At 71.7% G+C, this 19,185-nt stretch carries 19 protein-coding genes; 9 read left to right on the top strand and 10 right to left on the bottom strand.

Features of this window, described 5'->3' with window-relative positions; genetic code table 11:
• Positions 1-955: sugar-binding protein (locus VF092_18660; GenBank protein HEX6749323.1), on the bottom strand; the 955-nt coding region annotated here is incomplete at its 3' end.
• 208 nt (positions 956-1,163) lie between these two features.
• Between VF092_18660 and VF092_18655 the strand changes: the two genes are divergently transcribed.
• From VF092_18655 to VF092_18645, 3 genes are all read left to right on the top strand, one after another.
• The gene (locus VF092_18655) at positions 1,164-1,964 is read left to right on the top strand and encodes a carboxypeptidase-like regulatory domain-containing protein (GenBank protein ID HEX6749322.1); all 801 of its coding nucleotides are present in this window, start codon (positions 1,164-1,166) and stop codon (positions 1,962-1,964) included.
• A gap of 67 nt (positions 1,965-2,031) precedes the next feature.
• On the top strand, positions 2,032-2,820 hold the full coding sequence (locus tag VF092_18650; GenBank protein HEX6749321.1) for a carboxypeptidase-like regulatory domain-containing protein: 789 nt from the start codon (positions 2,032-2,034) through the stop codon (positions 2,818-2,820).
• A gap of 55 nt (positions 2,821-2,875) precedes the next feature.
• On the top strand, positions 2,876-3,634 hold the full coding sequence (locus tag VF092_18645) for a carboxypeptidase-like regulatory domain-containing protein (protein ID HEX6749320.1): 759 nt from the start codon (positions 2,876-2,878) through the stop codon (positions 3,632-3,634).
• A 285-nt stretch (positions 3,635-3,919) separates the two neighbouring features.
• Here VF092_18645 and VF092_18640 read toward each other — a convergent pair whose 3' ends face one another.
• Positions 3,920-4,693, bottom strand: a complete 774-nt coding sequence (locus VF092_18640) for a hypothetical protein (GenBank protein ID HEX6749319.1) — start codon at positions 4,691-4,693, stop codon at positions 3,920-3,922.
• 340 nt (positions 4,694-5,033) lie between these two features.
• Entirely contained in the window at positions 5,034-5,918 is an 885-nt protein-coding gene (locus VF092_18635) for an alpha/beta fold hydrolase (GenBank protein ID HEX6749318.1), read from the bottom strand.
• A 442-nt stretch (positions 5,919-6,360) separates the two neighbouring features.
• On the opposite strand from VF092_18635, the gene VF092_18630 reads away from it, so the two are divergent.
• A complete protein-coding gene (locus tag VF092_18630) occupies positions 6,361-7,110 on the top strand; it encodes a TonB family protein (protein ID HEX6749317.1) in 750 nt (249 codons plus the stop codon).
• Between the two features lie 162 nt (positions 7,111-7,272).
• Positions 7,273-8,019: an energy transducer TonB gene (locus VF092_18625; GenBank protein HEX6749316.1), complete on the top strand. Its 747-nt coding sequence runs from the start codon at positions 7,273-7,275 to the stop codon at positions 8,017-8,019.
• 97 nt (positions 8,020-8,116) lie between these two features.
• Here VF092_18625 and VF092_18620 read toward each other — a convergent pair whose 3' ends face one another.
• The 3 genes from VF092_18620 to VF092_18610 form a co-directional block, all read right to left on the bottom strand.
• Positions 8,117-8,986 (bottom strand): DMT family transporter, encoded by an 870-nt coding sequence (locus VF092_18620; protein HEX6749315.1) that lies wholly within the window; start codon positions 8,984-8,986, stop codon positions 8,117-8,119.
• 174 nt (positions 8,987-9,160) lie between these two features.
• Complete coding sequence (locus VF092_18615) at positions 9,161-9,535, bottom strand: response regulator (protein HEX6749314.1); 375 nt, start codon at positions 9,533-9,535, stop codon at positions 9,161-9,163.
• A gap of 197 nt (positions 9,536-9,732) precedes the next feature.
• Positions 9,733-11,700 carry a DUF3857 and transglutaminase domain-containing protein gene (locus VF092_18610; GenBank protein ID HEX6749313.1) on the bottom strand — a complete coding sequence of 656 codons (1,968 nt, stop codon included), beginning with the start codon at positions 11,698-11,700 and terminating at the stop codon, positions 9,733-9,735.
• A 429-nt stretch (positions 11,701-12,129) separates the two neighbouring features.
• Between VF092_18610 and VF092_18605 the strand changes: the two genes are divergently transcribed.
• Entirely contained in the window at positions 12,130-12,336 is a 207-nt protein-coding gene (locus VF092_18605) for a hypothetical protein (GenBank protein HEX6749312.1), read from the top strand.
• A 108-nt stretch (positions 12,337-12,444) separates the two neighbouring features.
• Here VF092_18605 and bioD read toward each other — a convergent pair whose 3' ends face one another.
• The 4 genes from bioD to bioF all read right to left on the bottom strand — a co-directional run bounded on the left by bioD (position 12,445) and on the right by bioF (position 16,020).
• Complete coding sequence (bioD, locus tag VF092_18600; GenBank protein HEX6749311.1) at positions 12,445-12,951, bottom strand: dethiobiotin synthase; 507 nt, start codon at positions 12,949-12,951, stop codon at positions 12,445-12,447.
• 192 nt (positions 12,952-13,143) lie between these two features.
• A complete protein-coding gene (locus VF092_18595; GenBank protein HEX6749310.1) occupies positions 13,144-13,956 on the bottom strand; it encodes an aminotransferase class III-fold pyridoxal phosphate-dependent enzyme in 813 nt (270 codons plus the stop codon).
• Entirely contained in the window at positions 13,953-14,408 is a 456-nt protein-coding gene (locus VF092_18590; protein HEX6749309.1) for an aminotransferase class III-fold pyridoxal phosphate-dependent enzyme, read from the bottom strand. The genes VF092_18595 and VF092_18590 overlap by 4 nt, the downstream gene beginning before the upstream one ends.
• A gap of 361 nt (positions 14,409-14,769) precedes the next feature.
• The gene (gene bioF, locus VF092_18585) at positions 14,770-16,020 is read right to left on the bottom strand and encodes an 8-amino-7-oxononanoate synthase (GenBank protein ID HEX6749308.1); all 1,251 of its coding nucleotides are present in this window, start codon (positions 16,018-16,020) and stop codon (positions 14,770-14,772) included.
• Between the two features lie 295 nt (positions 16,021-16,315).
• Here bioF and VF092_18580 point away from each other — a divergent pair, with 295 nt between their 5' ends.
• From VF092_18580 to VF092_18570, 3 genes are all read left to right on the top strand, one after another.
• Positions 16,316-16,723 (top strand): response regulator, encoded by a 408-nt coding sequence (locus VF092_18580; protein ID HEX6749307.1) that lies wholly within the window; start codon positions 16,316-16,318, stop codon positions 16,721-16,723.
• A gap of 308 nt (positions 16,724-17,031) precedes the next feature.
• On the top strand, positions 17,032-17,265 hold the full coding sequence (locus VF092_18575; protein ID HEX6749306.1) for a hypothetical protein: 234 nt from the start codon (positions 17,032-17,034) through the stop codon (positions 17,263-17,265).
• A 170-nt stretch (positions 17,266-17,435) separates the two neighbouring features.
• The gene (locus tag VF092_18570) at positions 17,436-19,124 is read left to right on the top strand and encodes an amidase (GenBank protein ID HEX6749305.1); all 1,689 of its coding nucleotides are present in this window, start codon (positions 17,436-17,438) and stop codon (positions 19,122-19,124) included.
• Positions 19,125-19,185 lie beyond the last annotated feature (61 nt).

Raw genomic sequence — 19,185 nt, 5'->3', positions numbered from 1 at the left:
CCGCCGGGTCCACCTCCACCTGCCCGAAGTCGGGATTGATGGTGGCGTCGAGGGTAAGGGTGGAGCTGAGCTGGTACTTGAGGTCGCCGCCGACGCGCACGTCGTAGTCGTGCCCGCTCTGGAAGGGGCTGCCGGGCTGCGTGGGGCGCTCGTAGCTGGCGCGGCTCAGCACGTAGGGGAGCAGCTCCAGCCTCCCCCGGTTGCGCGGGGCGTGGATCCCCTCCACGTGGCCGAAGCGGGTGGGGCCGCCGTTCTGCTGCTTGCCCCAGAAGCTCCACATGCTCACCTCGTTCAGGCGCTCCACGTAGCGCCACACCTGCATCCCCCAGGTCTGCACGCTGTCGCGCGGAAAGCGCAGCTGGCTCCAGGGGATGCGGAACTCCGCCGTCCATCCGGCCGAGTCCACGTGCGCCGCCACGTTGTACACGGGGTCCCACGACGGGTCGGCCGAGGGCGCGGCCTGCCCCGCGTCGAACTTCACTCCCGACGGGTTCACCCAGAAGATGGTGCGCCCCGTGTGGTCGTGGTACGTGTCGAAGATCAGCTCCACGTAGTCGCCCTCGGGCTGGTCGTCGCGCCGGGCCAGGCGCGTGCGCACCCCGGCGGCGCCCAGCGAGTCGAACATCCGCGCGCCCACGTACAGCGCCTGGTCGTCGTAGGCGAAGCGCACCTCGGTGCGCTGCGTGGCCGGCTGCCCCTCCACCGGCTCCTGCTGGCGGAAGTCGGTGGCCACGGGCGCGGTGGACCACACCGCCTCGTCCAGCCTGCCGTCGATGGAGATGGGCTCGGCGCGCGCCACCGCCGTCACCTGCGGCACCGCGCGGTCCGTGTGGGTGGCGGGCGTGGCCGCCGGCTGCGACGCGGGCGTGACCTGCGCGGCGGCGGGGGAGAAGGACGTCGCCACGAGAAGCGCGGTGAGCGCGGCCGCGGTGCGTGCGAGAAGGGGTCGCTTCATGCGGATCAGGACGTAGGATGTTTGTGCTAAAGGGTTAGCACCCGGCGAACAGGTTAGCACCCCGCCGGGGGCGAGTCAAGGAAGTGGTTGACGGCCCGCACTACGGGCGGCGCGACGGAGTTGTTGCGATCCGGGGCGCTCGGACGTTTGTTGGGAATCGGGCCGCCCGCGGCCGCTTTCCGGCAGTCCACCTTCCCGCCGTGCGCCGATGCGGTTCCGCCCGTTCCCCGCCCTCCTCACCGCCGCGATGGCGCTCGCCGCGACTCCAGCGGCGGCGCAGGCCATCGACGGCGTGCTGCTGGCCGGGGACGGCGAGACGCCGCTCCCCGGCGCGCGGGTGGCGCTGCTCGGCATCGGCTCGCGCGTGGTGGCCGAGGCGCAGAGCGACGCCGAGGGGCGCTTCACCGTCACCGCCGCGAGCGCGGGAATGTACCGCCTGCGCGTGCAGCCGGCGGGCGGCGCGGCCATCCTCTTCGCGCCGGTGACGCTGGCCGCGGGCGAGCGCCGGTCGCTCGAGTTCCAGGCGCATCCCCCCACCGCGGCCGATTCCGTCGTCGCCCTTCCCGGCGTGACCGCCACGGCGGAGACGCGCGAGCAGCGGCTGGAGCGGAACGGCTTCTATCGCCGCCGCCACACCTACCCGGGCCGCTTCCTGCGCCACGATGAGTTCATGCGGCTGCACGGCTTCCGGGTGATCGAGAAGCTGCAGAGCCTGGGGATCGGGATGGAGCCGCGCGGCGGAAGCCGCTTCCTCCTCTTCCGCCAGCAGCACACGGGCGGCGCGGACAGTCCCCGCGGACGCTGCTACATCTCCGTCTTCATCGACGGCACGCCGGTGAGCGACATCCCCATCGCGCAGCTCACGAACGAGATCGTGGCGGCGGTGGAGTTCTACACGCGCGACGACGTTCCCCCCGAGTTCAACCCGCGGCTGGGCGATCCGAACGCGCGCTGCGGCTCGCTGGCCATCTGGACCGCGCCGCCGGACACCGCCCCGCCGCGGCCCTGACGGGAGCTCCGATCCCGCCACGGGGAAACCGTTCGCCGCTCCTTCCCCTCGCACCCGAGGAGGACCGATGCGCCCGTTCCTCGTCCCGCTCCTCATCTCCCTGTCCCTCCCCCGCGCCGCCGCGGCCCAGACGGTGGAGGGCGTGCTGCTGGCCGAGGACGGCGAGACGCCGCTGGCGGGCGCGCGCCTGGTGCTCGTGGGGCTGGGCGGACGCGTGGCCGCGCGGGCGCTCACCGACACGGCGGGGCGCTTCACGCTGACCGCGGCGGACGCGGGATTGTACCAGGTGCGCGCCGAGCCCGAGCAGGCGCCGCCCATCCTCTTCACCCCGATGACGCTGGGCGCGGGGGAGCGGACGTCGGTGCACCTCGTGGTCCAGCCGCTGGCGGCCGACAGCCCCGTCGCCCTGGCGCCGATCACCGCGACGGCGGAGCGGCGGCGGCAGCTGCTGGACCGCAACGGCTTCTACCAGCGCCAGCGCATCTACCCGGGGCGCTTCCTCACCCGCGAGCAGTTCATGGACCTGCACGGGTTCCGCCTGACCCAGAAGATCCAGGACCTGGGGATGGGCGTGGAGACGCGCGGCTCCGGCGGCTTCCGCCTGTACCGCACCTATCGCGGCACGCGCTGCTACGTGGCGATGTACGTGGACGGCGCGCCGGTGAACGACCTGTCGCTGAACCAGCTCACCCTCGACATGGTGGCGGGGGTGGAGTACTACACGCGCGACGACATCCCGCCCGAGTGGAACCCGTACAAGGGCGACCCCAACTGGCGCTGCGGCTCGCTGGTGATCTGGACCCAGCCGCCGGACGCGCCACCCGGGCCGCCGGTCTCGTCGAGCGATGTGCTGTAGCGCCATCAAGATACCACATCTCGCGAAGTTTTGCGTCCCCTCTCCGGGAGGCCACGTGCGCCGTCTCGCCCTGCTCCTGATCTCCCTCGCCCTCCCCGCCGGCGCGGCCGCGCAGACGGTGCAGGGCCGCCTGCTGGCGCCGGGCGACGCCGCCGTTCCCGCCGCGCGCGTGCAGCTGGTGGCGGGCGACGGAGAGCTGATGGACGAGGCCGTCTCGGGCGTGGACGGCCGCTTCGCCGTCACCGCGCCGGACTCGGGCTCGTACCGCATCGTGGCGACGCCGGCGGGCGGGAGCGCGTTCGTGTTCGGCCCGTTCGCGCTGGCGCCGGGGGAGCGGAAGGAGCTGGTGCTGCGGATGCCGCGCGGCGCGCAGGCCGAGGGCGCGGTGGCGCTGGCGCCGGTCACGGCGACGGCGCAGCCGTGGGTGCCCACGCTCGAGCGGCACGGCTTCTACGAGCGCAAGCACCTGCACCCGGGGCGCTTCGTCACCCAGGACGAGTTCGCGAAGCTTCCGGGCATCACCGTGCTGGACCACGTCCGCGCGCTGGGGATCCAGCTGGAGCCACGCGGCGCCGGCCGGTTCGCGCTGTACCGGCAGTCGCGCGGCGGGAAGTGCTACCTGGCCGTGTACCTCGACAACCAGCCGTTCCAGACGCTGATGCTCGACCGGCTGCGGGTGGACCAGGTGGCCGGGGTGGAGTACTACCACGGGAACGAGCTGCCGCTGCAGTTCAACCCGTACTACAGCCGCCGCGAGTGGAACTGCGGCGCCGTGGTCATCTGGACCCAGTTCGGCGGCGAGGACGGCCTGTAGAACGAAATCTCTCACGGAGGGCACGGAGGTCGCGGAGGAGATCGTCGCCTCATCCGCTTTTCGCCGTGGCCGCCGTGCCCTCCGTGGGAGCCAGACAAGGACAACAGAAAGTCTCACGCAGAGTCAGCAGGGTCAGCAGTAACAGCTGCAGTTTACTGCTGACCCTGCTGACCCTGCGTGAGACTTTTCTGTTTCAGGGCTTCGCCGGGACGGAGAAATGAAGAACGGGCGGGGCGCCGCGCGGAATGCGGCGCCCCTGCCCGTCTTCTCGCCCGTCGCAGACGCTCAGGGCATGCGATACGACACGCCGAAGCGGAGGGTGAAGATGTTCGACGTGTTGTAGTCGTAGTCGACGACCACCGGCGCGTCCAGCAGCAGCGAGCCGAGCAGCCCCTCGCGCTCCTGCAGGTCGTCGGTGTTCCAGAAGGTCAGGAAGTCCTGCACGCCGATCGAGAACGCCCAGCGCGAGGTGCGCCCGATGCGCGCGGTGGCGTCGGCGCCCAGGTTCAGCGCGGGGCTGATCACCGAGCCGTTGGCGGCGTCGGGGAAGCCCTCCACGTCGTCGTAGTCCAGCCACACCAGCGCCGGCGCCACGGTGATGAACGCCGACGGGTGGAAGTGCCGGTTGTCGGGGTTGGGGTCGGCCAGGCGGAACACCGCGCCGGCCTTGGCCGTCCAGTACCGCGCCCCGTCGATCCCCACGTCGGTGAAGGTGTCGGTCTGCAGGTCGTTCACGCGCCAGATGTCCTCGCGGCTGGCCGAGTACGACAGGCCGCCCACCAGGCTGACGCGCCCCTTCACGCGGGCCGTCACGTCCACCCCCACCATCGGCCCGCCGCCGCGCTGCGACGCGATGCGGAACTGGTCGCCGTTCTCCAGGAAGAAGACCGCGTCACCGGTGGTGTAGGGCACGCGCGCGCCGATGTACGGCATCACGGCGATGCGGGCCTCGGGAAGCCGCTCGGGCGGCGGCTCGTTGGACAGGAGCGGCCGGTCCTGCGCGGCAGCAGCGAGCGGGAGCGCGAGCAGCCCCAGCAGGGCAAGCGCGCAGCGGTTCATGGACTCCTCCTGAGATGCAGGGGGGGTGGGTGAGTGTGGGTCGTGTAGGGTGATGTTCGGGGGGTTGGCAGCGAAGATAATCCGTATCCCGCCATTGCGAAATATCCTCGCGCAATGGACGCATGTGTGCTACGGGATTGTGTAGCAGATTGGGATGATCAACAGGGGGGTTTCCACGGGCGGGTAAACCCGCGGCTGGAACATTGGGAAGCCTGCTGCGCAGGCTGCGCCGCCGCGACATCGGCGCGACGCGCGAGCGTACGTCACGGTTCGAGGCCGCGCGGTGCGGGCTTTCCAATGTTCGAGCTTGCGGGTTTACCCGCCCGTGCCGATGCCTGGCCTACTGCCCGTACCCGCAGCTCGTGCGCAGCCAGCGAACGACGAAGCGCGCCAGCTCGATGCGGCGGTCGGAGAAGGAGTGGTCGGTGCGCCACTGCACGGCGGTCAGGCGCGCGCCGGCCTGGCGGAGCGCGGCGGCGGTGGCGGCGTGGTTCGTGTTGTGGTCGTTGTCGAGGAGAAGCAGCGTTCGCCCGCGGAGTGCGCCCGCATTCGCGGCCACGGTCCAGCGGCTCCCGTTCGCCTTCAGGCTGGAGATCAGGTCCGCGGCGCTGGCGTGCAGCGGCGCGCCGGGCTCCGTCAGCCACCCGGTGTAGGCGGTGAAGCTGCGCTCTGCGGCGGAGTCGCGGTTCATCCGCACGCCGATGGCGGCCATGTCGCCCAGCTCCAGCGCGCCCGCGCAGGCGATGCTCGCGTCGTCCGCCGCGGACAGCATCGCCAGCCATCCCCCCATGCTGTGGCCGATCAGCGCCACCCGCCGCGGATCGCTTCGATACTTGCGCGCGGACTCGGGCGCGCGGACGAACGCGATGGCGGCGGCCACGTCCTCGCGCGCGCCGGCGAAGGAGAAGGTGCCTCCGCTCCCCCAGCTGCCACGGTAGTCGAAGAAGAGCACGTTCACGCCCGCGCGCTTGAGCGCCTGCGCCAGGTCCAGGTTGCGCTCGTTCCCCGGGTAGCCGTGCAGCAGGACGACGGTGGGATGCGGGCCGCGCCCCTGCGCCACGTACATCAGCCCGTTCATCCGCGCGCCGCCGCTGGTGAACGACAGTTCCTCGATCGCCATCGGCGCCGCCGTGTCGCGCGGCTGCGGATCCATCGTCGCGGGATCGTACGCGCGCGCCTGCGCATCGCCCCGCGCGGCGGCGAGGGCGATCAGCGCCGCGGTCATCGCCACGCGAATCGCAATCGATCGAACGGAATCGCGAATCATCTCCGGACGCGTTGCTGGAGGATGGATGATGGAGATGGGATCGAGTCAACGTACGGATCGATCATCTCCCGCACTACCCGCTTTCCGGACCAACCACCAGTCGAATCCACGCACCATGCACTTACATCCTGGGCACTGAGCACTGGGCACTGGGCACTTCCCTCTGTCAGAACTCCGAACGACCGTCCGTTAGACCAGTGAAGGGCCGCGCGCCGCCGGGAGAGAGGGCGCGCGGATGAAACACCGGCCGGTTCGGCGCAGTAATGGCTGGTGGAGGGAGCGACTGCAGGCGCTTCCGCTTCTCCCTGGGCGCCCGTCCGGGCGCCCGACGCGAACGGCCCTCCGGGGCCGCCCAACGGACCGGGCGAGCGGTCCGAACCCAACGCGCTGGAGGAGCCTCATGTTCAACGTCGTTACCGAACGCCGCAAGCGCAGCGTGTGGACGCCGCGCACCGTGGCCGCGTCGGTCGGCGCGCACCTGCTGTTGCTGGGCGTGTTCGTCACCGCGGCCGAGAGCCGCCCGCCCAGGCCGACGGAGCGGATCGTCGACCTCACCATGCCGGCGGAGCGGCGGCCCGAGCCGCCGAAGCAGCCGGCCACGCCGCCGCCCCCCGCGCCGGACAAGCCGCAGCCGACGAAGGGCGACTTCGTCACGCCGCGGCCGCCGGAAGAGGTGCCGACCACGGTTCCGCCGCCGGACCCGCACGCGCCGGCCATTACGCCGCGCGACGTCACCGGCATCGGCCAGGAGGGCCAGGTGATCGGCACGCCCGAGCCCAACCGGCCGCCCGCGCCGGACCCCGGCCCGGAGAGCGGCATCGGCGGCGAGGAAGGGGTGTACGAGCCCGAGGCGGTGACGGTGCTGCCGCGGCTGGCCAACGAGCGCGAGGCGCAGCGGATGCTGCAGCGCGTGTATCCCCCGCTCCTGCGCGACGCGGGCGTGACCGGCACGACGGTGGTCACGCTGATCATCGACCGCCAGGGAAACGTGGAGCCCGGCAGCATCAACATCCAGAACTCCACGCACCCCGGCTTCGAGGACGCGGCCCGCCGCGCGGTGGAGAAGTTCCGCTTCGCCCCGGCGCAGCTGAACGGCCGCAGCGTCTCGGTGATCATCGCCCTCCCCATCGAGTGGCGCCTGCAGAACTGAGCCGGGAACTGCGGGCGGGGGGGATGGAGAAGGGCCCGGCGCCATCGCCGGGCCCTTCTTGCCGCTCCGGGGTACTGGTCAGAATCTTCCGGAGAAGATTCGTTAGATTGAGAGAGCCGCCTGCCAGGCGAGCGAACGGTGGGACCCTCCGCGCGAGGTGGGATGATGTTCACGGTCGTCACCAACCGCCCGAAGCGCCGCGTGTGGACGCCGCGCACCGTGGCCGCGTCGATCGGCGCGCACGTGGTGATGCTGGGCATCTTCGTCACGGCCGCCGAGAGCAGGACGCCGCGGCGCGACCCGCCCCCGCCCGAGCCGTGGATCTACTGCCTCGACTGCGTCCGCCCGCCGGCGCCGCCGTCCGTGGCCCCGCCGTCGTCCGCGCCCGGCCGGCCCGCGGGAAAGGACGGCGACCCCGGCCTGCTCCCGCCGCGCGGCGCCTCCGATTCGCTCCCCGCGGCCACGGGCGACACGGCTACCCGCCACCACGCGGGGTTCGGCGCCGTGGGCGGCGGAGGTGGCACGGCCGTCACCCCGACGCACCCTCCCGGCGGCGGCTCCGGCACCGGGTGGGAGACGTATCGCTGCGACAGCCTGTGCATTCCCGACGAGGTCAGCGTGCTGCCGCAGCTGGCCAACGAGCGCGAGGCGCAGCGGATGCTGCAGCGCGTCTATCCCCCTGCGCTGCGCGACTCGAAGATCACGGGAACGACCACGGTCGAGTTGATCATCGACCGCCAGGGGAACGTGGAGCCGGGGAGCGTGAGCATCCTGGACTCGACGCACCCCGCCTTCGAGGACGCCGCCCGCCGCGCAGTGGAGAAGTTCCGCTTCACCCCCGCCCAGGTCGACGGCCGCAGCGTCGCGGTGATCATCGCCCTTCCTATCCGGTGGAGCCTGCAGAACTGAAGTGCGTGAGTGCGGAAGTGCATGAGTGCGCCGGGTCGTCGCGATTCGGCGCACTTTCGCACTTTCGCACTTTCGCACTTCCACGCCGAGGTCAGGATCAATCCGCTGGCGGCACTGGCTCCGCCACCGGGCTCGCGGCGGTGCGGACGATGGTGGCGCCCAGGATCAGCGCGCCGCCGAGCAGCGACCAGAAGCCCGGGCGCTCGCCGTGCACCAGCCACGCCCAGAACGGGTTCAGCGCCGGCTCCAGCAGCAGGAGCACGCTGGCCTCCAGCGCGGGCACGTAGCGGATCCCCGAGCCCAGCAGCAGGTACGCCACCCCGATCTGGAACACGCCCAGGTACGCGATCACCGCCCAGTCCACCGCCCCGCCGCGCGCCGGAAGCGCCATCGGCAGGCACGCCAGGAAGGCGATGGCGTTCCCCATGACGATGGTCGGCAGCGTGTTGCCGCCATCGGGCCGGCTCCCCATCCACCGCAGCCCCATGATGCTGAACGCCCAGCACACGCCGCTGAGCGCCGCCAGCAGGTCGCCCGTCCTGGGATCCGGCGCGGTGGCCGCGGCGGGCGGGCGCTCCACGAAGAAGAGCAGCATCCCCACCGCCACCACGGCGATGAACGCCACGTCGCGCGCGCGGATGCGCTCGCGCAGCAGGAGCGGGCTCAGCAGCAGCACGTACAGCGGCGCCGTGGCCTGCAGGAAGATGGTGTTGGCCGCGGTGGTCAGCTTGTTCGCGGCCACGAACAGCACCATGGTCGACGCGTAGCCCACCCCGACGGGGAGGACGTGCCACGTCCACCCGCGCCGCGCCTCCCGCGCCACCAGGAGGATGAAGAGCGCCGCCACCCCCGAGCGGAACGAGGCTACCTGCCAGCTGGTGAGCGTGGTGGCCTTGATGGCCGCGCCGCCGGTGGAAAAGAGCAGCGCGGCGCCCAGGATCTCGAGCCGGTGCCGGACGGAAGCCACGTGAGCCGCGGGTGCGGGGGGATGGGTCGCGGAAGCGCGATCACGATGCCGCGCCCGCCCCGATGCGGCAACCCCGGCGCCGAGTCTTGATCCGGATTCGTTGGAAGATGCGAAAGTGCGCCGGATCGCGGTGATCCGGCGCACTCATGCACTTCCGCACTCACGCACTTCGGTTTATTGCCCTCCCAGCAGCCGCTTCGCCACGTCCAGCAGGGTCAGCGGGGGGCAGGGTTTCGCCAGGCACATCGTGATCCCCTCGGCCACCAGCAGCTCGCGGTCGGCCTCGCCCACCATGGTGCTGAGCGCCACGATCGGCACCGACGCCGTGGCCTCGTCGCGGCGGAAGGCGCGGAACGCCTCCAGGCTGCGGGCGCGCGGCGGACTGAATTCCAGCACCACCAGGTCGGGCTTCCGCGCGCGCGCCAGGCGCAGCCCCTCGTCGGCGTGCGCCGCGGACGCCACCCCGAAGCCGTAGTGCTCCAGGATGGCCGTGTAGATCGCGCGGCTGTCCTCGTGCGAATCCACGAGGAGCACGAACTTGGGCGTCACCGTGAGGGAGCGTGGGGCCGGTGGGGTGGAGCCGGACGTGGAAAGGGGACAAACAGCAAGATGCCCCCCGCCGGTGTGCGAAACAAGAGTTTTGTTACGCGAACCGGTACCAGTTGCGCCATCCGCCGCACGCACCGACAGGAACGCGCCACCGTGGGCACGATGGCGCGTTCTCGTCCACTCTCCCCGCCGAAACGTCAGCGCGCGGGGGGCTCCAGCACGATGAAGCGAGCGTCGTCCTTCGACATCGCCTTCAGCCAGTCGATCAGCTGGGCGATGGCCGAGGGCGGCTGCACGCCGCGCGTGCCGCTCACCCGCTTGGCCACCCGCAGCTCGCGCCCGGTCTGCGCGTATTCGGCGGTGTAGGTGCCGAACACCGAGGTGGCGGTGACGTTCTGCGGGAGCCGCGCCTTCCATCCTTCCGGGAGGGTCACGCGGAACTCGCTCACCGTCTCGATCGGGCCGATCACCGCCGCCGCGTCGATGGGAAAGCGGCGGGGGCCCGGCGCCGCCTCGAGCTGCGAGATCAGCTGGTCCATCGAGCCGTTCCCCAGCGGCAGCGTCAGGATCAGCGTCTCGCCCGAGCGCGTGGCTGCGCGGCCGCCGCTCACCCACACGCGCGTGTGCGGGTCGGCGCGCAGGTCGCGCCCGTCGAAGATCTCCAGCGAGTCCGCGCTGGCGCCGTCGAACAGCCCCTGCGCGATGCTCCGGCCCAGGTCCTGGCGCTGGCGCGGCGTCAGCCGGCTGCTGAACGCGCTGCGCAGCCGGTACTGCAGCGCGCCCGCCGCGCGGTTCAGCATCGTCCCGCGGAAGGTCCCGTCCGCGCCCAGCTCGCCGGCGATCGTCATCTCGCGGCGGTTGGCCGAAGGCGCGTCGCGCGGGAAGGTGATCTCCTCGCCGCGGCCGTCGGGGTGGATTACCAGGCCGAATCCCCCCTGGTAGTCGGGAACCACCGAGCCGTACGGCGTCAGGTCGCTGGTCAGGTCCAGGAAGGTGTACCCGCCGCCGTTCGGCCGCGCCACCGCGGCGATCATGTGGTCGAACTGGTTGACCGAGGGAAAGGCGCGGTCGGCGCCGCCGCTCGACGACAGCAGCACGGGATACGCCTTCACCCCCATCCGCCGCGCCACGGCGATGAAGAGCGTCGCCTTGTCCTTGCAGTCGCCGTACTGCGTCTGCAGCACCGCGGCGGGAAGGCGCGGCTGGTATCCCCCGATCCCCAGCGACAGCGACACGTAGCGGAAGTCCTGCGCCACCCAGCGGTGCATGGCCCGCAGGGAGTCGTCCAGCGTCTTGGCGCCGCGCACCACCTCGGCCACCCGCGCCTCGATCTCGGGCGTCAGCGCGTAGCGCCCCTCCTCGAGCCCGTGGTACCACTGGGCGATCTGCGCCCAGGTGGTGGCGCCGCCCAGCTCGATCCCCATGTACACGTCGTTCGAGTCGGCCGCGAACGGCTCGGGCTCCACCTTGGGGACGTTGGCCGTGGTCCAGTCGTAGACCACCACGCCGGCTGCGCGCCGCTCACGCCGCCGGAAGTTCAGGTTGCGCTCGCGGATCCGCGGCTGCAGCGAGGCGGGGATCTCGATCACGTAGCGCGAGCGCGCGGTGGGGCGGCCGGTGTGCACGCTCCAGCTGGCCAGGAAGTCGCCCGGCAGCACCGGCTTGAGGTTCTCGATGGTGTAGCTGTAGTCGACGATCGTCCCCGGCACCACGCCGCCCATGGTGATGCGGCGGATCTTCTGGTCGGTGTATACGGGCGAGCTCTCCGACACGGGCGCCAGGCTCTCCTGGTCGTGCTCGGGCTTGGCGGAGACCACGCGGCCGTCGGGGCCGATCACCCGCGCCCAGTTCAACCGGAAGCGCTGCCGCGACGCGTCGTACGAGAAGGTGTTCTCGGCCAGCCCCTCCACCGCGTCGGAGGTCAGCACCTGCGACACGGTGCGGTAGGTGCGCGAGTCGGTGCCGTCGGCGTGGATGATCATGACGCCGTCGTCGAGCAGGGTCACGGCATCCTCGTCGGGATGGTCCGACGCCTTCACCGCCAGCCGGTAGATGGTGTCGTCGCGCACCGACGGGTCGCCCGCCGGGGTGATGCGCGGCGCCTGCGCGTGCAGCGCCGGGGCGGCCAGCGACAGCGCCGCCAGCGCGGCCAGGGTCCTCCGCATGGAGATGCTTTCCTTCGGGTGGAGCAGGGAGATGGGAATCGCGCGGGGCGGATTCGGCGTGCGGTGCGAATCTAACCCCCCGCCGCGACTCCCTTCAACCGCGGATGAAGATGGGATTCGCGCGATGATGTCGGTCCGGGCGGCCGACGAATCCCTGGCCAGCGATACGAAATCCGGGAATTGGTCGATGCACCCGACCGATCCAGCGCTGACGTCATCCCGAGACCGGTCAGACCGTAATCAGCGTCTGCGCAAGGGTTTGCAGGCCGAAGATCTATCATAGCGTCAGCACAGGATTCGGTGGGACGCACCTGGGCGAGGTTACGTAAAGGCCGAAGATACCGGCTTGCCCGCGGATGGATTCTCTTCTAGGATAGGACGTCCTCGGCAAACCTTTGCCGTCACTTTCGATCACAGCGGAGAAAGTCCATGAAGAAGCTGAAGCTCAATCTCGACGAGGTTCAGGTGGTCTCCTTCACGGTGGAGCCGGCTGGGCGCAGCAGCGGAACGGTCAACGGCTTCGCTCCCGACACCCAGGTCGGATGCGGCGGCGGCGGCACCAACTACGACGACACCTGCAGGTCGTGCCGTCTTTGCCTGCCCGAGCCGATCTCGTGGGACACCCAGTGCTGCTGACCCACGGGCACCGGCCCGGCTGAACGTAAACGCGCGCCTGATCCGAACCGGATCAGGCGCGCGTCGTTCGCTGCGGATCCGACTGGATCCCCCCCAATCCCACTTTGCCTACGACCCCGGCGGGACGCGGAGGGAGATGAGGGTGTCGAAGCCGCACTCCTCGGCGATCTCGACCACGTAGCGGTCGTCGTTCGGCTTGCGCAGCCAGGGGAACTGCAGCACGGGGACGGGGGCCAGCAGGTCGGTCAGCGTCTCGCGGTTGGTGCTCTCGGCGATGCCGGGCGGCTCGGGGTCGAGGGTGTTCAGCACCACGCCGCGCACACGCAGTCCCGCGTCGTGCGCCGCGCGCACCGTCAGCAGCGTGTGGTTGATCACCCCCAGCCGGTTGCCGGCGACCACGACGAGGTCCAGGTCCCACTGCACGAACAGGCCGTCGTACGCCACGTCGCGGGTGAGCGGCACCAGCAGCCCGCCCGCGCCCTCCACCACGATGGCGTCGCGGCCGTCGCGGAGGCGGCGGTAGGCGTCGTCGAGCACGTCTAGGTCCACATGGGTACCGCCGCGCGCGGTGGCCACCCACGGCGCCAGCGGCTCCTTCAGCAGCAGCGGGCGCACCAGCTCCAGCGGGGCCGCCGGCGGCCTCGCGCAGGCGGTGGGCGTCGCCGCGCGGGTCGCCGGGGCTCACGCCGGTCTCCACCGGCTTCATCGCCGCCACGCGGAAGCCCCGCGCGCGCATCAGCCGCAGCAGCACGGTGGAGACGAGCGTCTTCCCCACCCCCGTGTCCGTCCCCGTCACACCCAGGCGGATCATCGCGTCTCCAGGAATCGGCCGATCACCTGGTACAAGTTGTCCATTTCCGCTCGGCTGACGCAATAGGGCGGCATCAGGTACACGGTGTTCCCCAGCGGCCGCAGCAGCACCCCCTCGCCACGCGCGAACGCCGCCAGCTCGCGTCCGACGGGATCGAGATACCCGTCCCCGCCATCCAGGTCGAACGCGGCGACCGTCCCCAGCACGCGCGGCGCGCGGACGCGCGGGTGCGAGGCGAGGCGCGCGAGTCCGTCCCCGTGCGCGGCCTCGATCTCCTGGCGCCGCCGCGCGCACGCGTCGTCCAGCAGCCGCAGCGAGGCGCGGGCGGCGGCGCAGGCCAGCGGGTTGCCGGTGAAGGAGTGGCCGTGGAAGAAGGTGTGGCGCCGGTCGTCGCTGACGAACGCCTGGAAGATCTCCTCGCGCGCGGCGGTCACCCCCAGCGGCATGAACCCGCCGGTGACGCCCTTGGACAGGCAGATCAGGTCGGGGGAGACGCCCGCCCGCTCGCAGGCGAAGAGCGGCCCCGTGCGCCCGAACCCCGTGGCCACCTCGTCGGCGATCAGCAGGACGCCCGCCTCCGTCGTCAGGCGGCGGATGCCGCGCAGCGTCTCCTCGCTCCACACGCGCATCCCGCCGGCGGCGAGGAGGAGCGGCTCTACGATGACGGCCGCGAGCTCCCCGCCCCGCGCGTCCAGCAGCCGCTCCAGCGCGGCCACCGTGTCGCCCTCCGACGGGTCGGGAAGGCGCGCGGTCTCGAACAGGTGCTCCGCGAACGCCTCGGTGAACACGCCGCGGCCGCTGGCGCTCATCGCGCCGAAGGTGTCGCCGTGATACGCGTTCTCCAGCGCGGCGACGAGGGGCGATGCTCGCCGCGGAGACGCCAGAGCTGCAGCGCCATCTTCACCGCCACCTCGACGGCGGTCGACCCGTCGTCGGAGTAGAAGACGCGCGTCAGCCCCTCCGGCAGCACCGCGGCGAGCTCCGCCGCCAGCCGCGCCGCCGGCTCGTGCGCGAACCCGGCGAAGATCACCTGCTCCAGCGCGCGCGCCTGCTCGGCAATCGCATCGACAATCGCCGGGTGGGCGTGGCCGTGCAGCGTGACCCACCACGACGAGATCGCGTCCAGCAGCCGCCCACCGTCCGCCGTGAACAGGTACGCGCCCTCGCCGCGCACCACGGGCGTGGCGACGGGGGCGATGCCGTGCTGCGTGTACGGATGCCAGACGTGCGCGGTGTCGAGCGCGAGCCAGTCGAGAGCCATCACCTGCCGTGTGCGGGGATTGGGACGGACAAGCTAAGGTGATGGGAGATTGGGCGCGACTTCGGGAGATGAGGACGGCGTTCGATGGGGTGAATCTGCGTCGAATGCGGTCGAGAGGATGCGTGGCGGTTGCGAGAAATCCGCGTGGAGTATGCGAATGAATTCGCGGCTACAACCACACGAAGTCCGCCTTCGCGGACTACCGGCTCTCGTGCCGACGAAGCATCGGCGCGCGCGACAAACGTTGATCACCTCCGCCCGCGATGATGCCGGTGATGCGTACCAAACCCTTGCCCGCACGGAGTCCGCGAAGGCGGACTGTGTGTCGTTGTAGCCGCGAGTTCACTCGCATATTCCCATCTCAACCGCAATCGAGATCGGGACGTTCATGATCGGAAGGTGCCGTCCCCAGCACCTCCGCCAGCGCCGCGAGCAATCCGTCCACCTGCTCGCCGGTGTGGGCGGCGGAGAGGGTGAGGCGCAGGCGCGACGTGCCGGGCGGCACCGTGGGCGGGCGGACGGCGCCGGCGAGGAAGCCGCGCTCGGCCAGGAGTCTCCCCGCGCGCATCGTCTCCTCCGCGCCGCCGATCAGCACGGGGACGATGTGGCCGTCCGCCTCGCCGGGCGCGGGGCGGCCGAGCGCGGCCAGGCCCTCGCGCAGGCGGCGCGCGTTGGCGCGGAGGCGGTCGCGGCGCCACGGCTCGTCCTCGGCGATGCGCAGCGCGGCGAGCGCGGCGGCGGCCAGCGCCGGCGGGCTTCCGGTGGTGAAGACGAATGGCCGCGCGCGGTTCATCAGCCACTCGCACAGCGTTTTCGATCCCGCCACGAACGCGCCCGCGGTGCCGAGCGCCTTCCCCAGCGTCCCCATCACCACGTCGATCCGCCCCTCCACGCCCCAGTGCTCGGGCGAGCCGCGGCCCTCGCGCCCCAGCACCGCGGTGCCGTGCGCGTCGTCGACGTAGGTCCACGCGCCGTGCCGCTTCGCGATCTCCACCAGCGCGTCGAGCGGGAAGAGGCTGCCGTCCATCGAGAACACGGCGTCCACGACGATCAGCCGGCGGCGGAAGCGGCCGCGGTCCCGGCGCAGCATGTCCTCCAGCGCCTCCAGGTCGGCGTGGGGGACAACGCGCAGCGCCGCGCGCGAGAGGCGGCACGCGTCGATCACCGAGGCGTGGTTGAGCTCGTCGGAGTAGACCACGTCGCCGCGCCCCACCAGCGCGGGGATGGCGCCCGTGTTGGCCGCGTAGCCGGAAGCGAAGAGGAGCGCGGCCGGCGCACGCTTGAACCGCGCCAGCTCGCGCTCCAGTTCTTCGTGGAGGGGATGGTTGCCGGAGATCAGGCGCGCCGCGCCGGCGCCGGTGCCCGCATCGCCGAGCGCGCGCGCCGCCGCCTCGGCGATGCGCGGGTCGGACGCGAGCCCCAGGTAGTCGTTCGAGGAGAAGTCGACGGCGCGGCGACCGTCCGCCACGACCTCCGCGCCGCGCCGCCGCTCCACCGTCTTCAGCGCGCGCCGCAGCCCGCAGCGCTCGAGCCCCGCCAGCTCGCCGCCCAGCTCGTCGTCGAGCGACCGCGCGCCCGTCTCCCTCGCCCCGGCCTGGATCCCGGCGATCACTGCGGCGGCTCGGGGCGGAGCGGACCTACCGCGAGCATCGGCGCCGAAACCACGACGATCGTTCTCATCTCTCACCTCCGTGCGGGCAAGATGCCGCCGCCGCCGCGGGCCGGGCAAGCACACGGAGGCGACGTGGGGCGCCGATGTCCCGAAGGCACGCCGCAACGGGGCGAAGATGCCGTCGCGCGCGGCCTTCCACGAGGCGATCGGACCCTGGAGGTGGCGCAGCGTGTAAACACGTATTACGTTGGCAGAAGCCAACTTCCACTGTCTGAAACGTAGCAGAGGGTAGCAGATGTACCAGGCGTTCGACCAGAAGACGCGTGGCGCCAAGACCGTGCTCATCGTCGAGGACCAGATCGAGATGCGCGCGATCAACGCGATGTACCTGCATCACCATGGCTACCGCGTGCTCGCCACCGACAACGGCCTGGACGGGATGCGCGCGGCCCGCGAGGAGCACCCCGACGTCATCCTGATGGACATCTCCGTCCCCGGCATCGACGGCATCCGCGCCACCGAGCAGCTCAAGGCCGACCCCGAGACCGGCGGCATCCCGGTGGTCATCATCACCGCGCACCCGTACGGCTCGGTGGGCAAGCGCGCGGTCGACGCCGGCTGCGACGGCTATCTCACCAAGCCGTGCGACCCGCGCCGCATCCTCCAGGAAGTGCGCCGCCGCGTCGGCGAAGAGCCGAACTGATTCTTCGTCTTCCCAGGAACGGAACAACTGCGGAATTCGGGCGTGTTCCGCGCCGAGACGCGGAACCGGGCTGCGCGCGCCGTAGGCCACGATACCGCGGTGGCCAACGGCGCCGGGCCCCCGCCGCGCCGAACCTTCGTCGATGCCGAAGCATCGGCGCACGCGCGGCGGGTTCCCGGCCCTCCGGGCGCGCATCCCTCACGCAGCCGCGTCGCCTCGCCTCCCCGCACGTCGCTCTCGCGCGCCCCATCCCCCGGCCGTACCTTCCCGATCATCCCGTTCCCATCTCCCTTCGCTCGCCCATCCGCGTGAGCCACTTCGACCCGAGCTGGTGCGCACGCATCAACGCGCACAAGCGCCGCGAGCCGGACGCCGAGCCGGCGCCGCCACCCGCGCCCGTGGCGAAGCCTGCGATGCCGTTCCGTCTCCGCGAGATCCCGAAGGAGCACTTCTGCGAGATGTGCGGCACGCGGATGTACGACCACAGCTGCAAGATCGTCTGCCCCAACTGCGGCTACAAACGCGACTGCAGCGACCCGTAGAGATTGAGAGTATGTAACCTGCCTGTACTTCTGTTGAACCGCGATACACGCTTTCCCCTCCAGGAAAACGGCGGGCCTGTCGAACGGCCGCTTGCCCGCCCGCCGGGCGCCGCATACGATCCTTCCCGCTCCCATCCCACGCATCTCCCCGTGCCACCGCAGCCCCAGAAATGTCCGAGCATCACGACGATCCGTCCGAGCAGCCCGAGCGCCGCGGGCTGAGCCGCCGCGGGTTCCTGCACGCCGGTACCCTGGCCGCGGTGGCCGGCGCCGTCGGCCGCGTCCCCGACGCGTCCGCCACGCCCGCCGCGGAGACGCCGTCCGCACGGACGTTCGCGCCGCCGCCGTTCGAGCTGGAGGAGGCAACCGTCCAGCAGCTGCAGGACTGGATGCGGCAGGGCCGCTGGACGGCGCGCTCCATCACCGAGGCGTACCTGCGGCGGATCGAGGAGATGGACGGCAGGGGGCCCACGCTGCGCTCGGTGATCGAGACCAATCCCGACGCGCTGCGGATCGCCGACGCGCTGGACGCGGAGCGGCGCGGCGGGCGGGTGCGCGGGCCGCTGCACGGCATCCCCGTCCTCGTGAAGGACAACGTCGACACGGCGGACAGGATGCAGACGACGGCCGGCTCGTACGCGCTGGCCGGCACGCCCGCGCCGCGCGACGCGTTCCTGGCGGAGCGGCTGCGCGCCGCCGGCGCCGTCATCCTGGGGAAGGCCAACCTCAGCGAGTGGGCCAACTTCCGCTCCACCAAGTCGTCCAGCGGCTGGAGCGGGCGCGGCGGCCAGTGCCTCAATCCCTACGCGCTGGACCGCTCGCCGTGCGGATCGAGCAGCGGGAGCGGCGCCGCCATCGCCGCCAACTTCGCCGCGGTGGCGGTGGGGACGGAGACGGACGGCTCCATCGTCTGCCCCTCGTCCGCCAACTCCGTCGTCGGGATCAAGCCCACGCTGGGGCTGGTGAGCCGCGCGGGCGTCGTCCCCCTCTCGCACAGCCAGGACACGGCGGGGCCGATGGCGCGTACCGTGGCCGACGCCGCCGCGCTGCTGAGCGTCCTCGCTGGCGCCGACCCGCGCGACCCGGCCACCGCCGCCGGCCGCGGCCGGGTGCAGCCCGACTACACCCGCTTCCTCGACCCCAACGGCCTGCGCGGCGCGCGCATCGGCGTTGCCCGCAGGCGCTTCTTCGGCGCGGACCCGCACGCGGACCGCGTGGTCAACGCCGCGATCGCCGACCTGCGCCGCCTGGGCGCCGTCATCGTCGATCCCGCCGACATCCCGCACCTGGGCGAGTATGACGAGGCGGAGTTCACCGTCCTCCTCTACGACTTCAAGGCGGACCTGGCGCAGTACTTCGCCAGCCGCGGCCCCACAGCGCGGGTGCGCACGCTCAAGGACGTGATCGACTTCAACGAGCGCGAGAAGGCGAAGGAGATGCCGTTCTTCGGGCAGGAGATCATGGCCATGGCGCAGGAGAAGGGCCCGCTGACGGACAAGGCGTACGTCGACGCGCGGGCGAAGTGCGTGCGCCTGGCCGGCCGCGAGGGGATCGACGCGGTGATGGCGCAGCACCGGCTGGACGCCATCGTGGCGCCGACGGGAAGCCTGCCGTGGGAGATCGACCTGCTGCTGGGCGACCACGGCGTGGGCGGCAGCTCCACGCCGGCGGCGGTGGCGGGGTATCCCAACGTCACCGTGCCCGCGGGCTACGCGTTCGGGCTGCCGGTGGGGATCTCGTTCATCGGCCGCGCGTGGAGCGAGCCGACGCTGATCAAGCTCGCCTTCGCGTACGAGCAGGGGACGAAGCACCGCAAGCCGCCGCGCTTCCTTCCCACCGCCGACTACGCGAACCCCTGACCGACCGAGCTCACGCGGAGACGCGGAGGCGCGGAGACCGGCAATCAGTTCTCCGCGCCTC

This window comes from Longimicrobium sp. (genome assembly GCA_036377595.1).
Taxonomy (GTDB): Bacteria; Gemmatimonadota; Gemmatimonadetes; order Longimicrobiales; family Longimicrobiaceae; genus Longimicrobium.
Note: the sequence above shows the minus strand (reverse complement) of the source record. Positions and strands in the feature narration are given on the sequence as shown.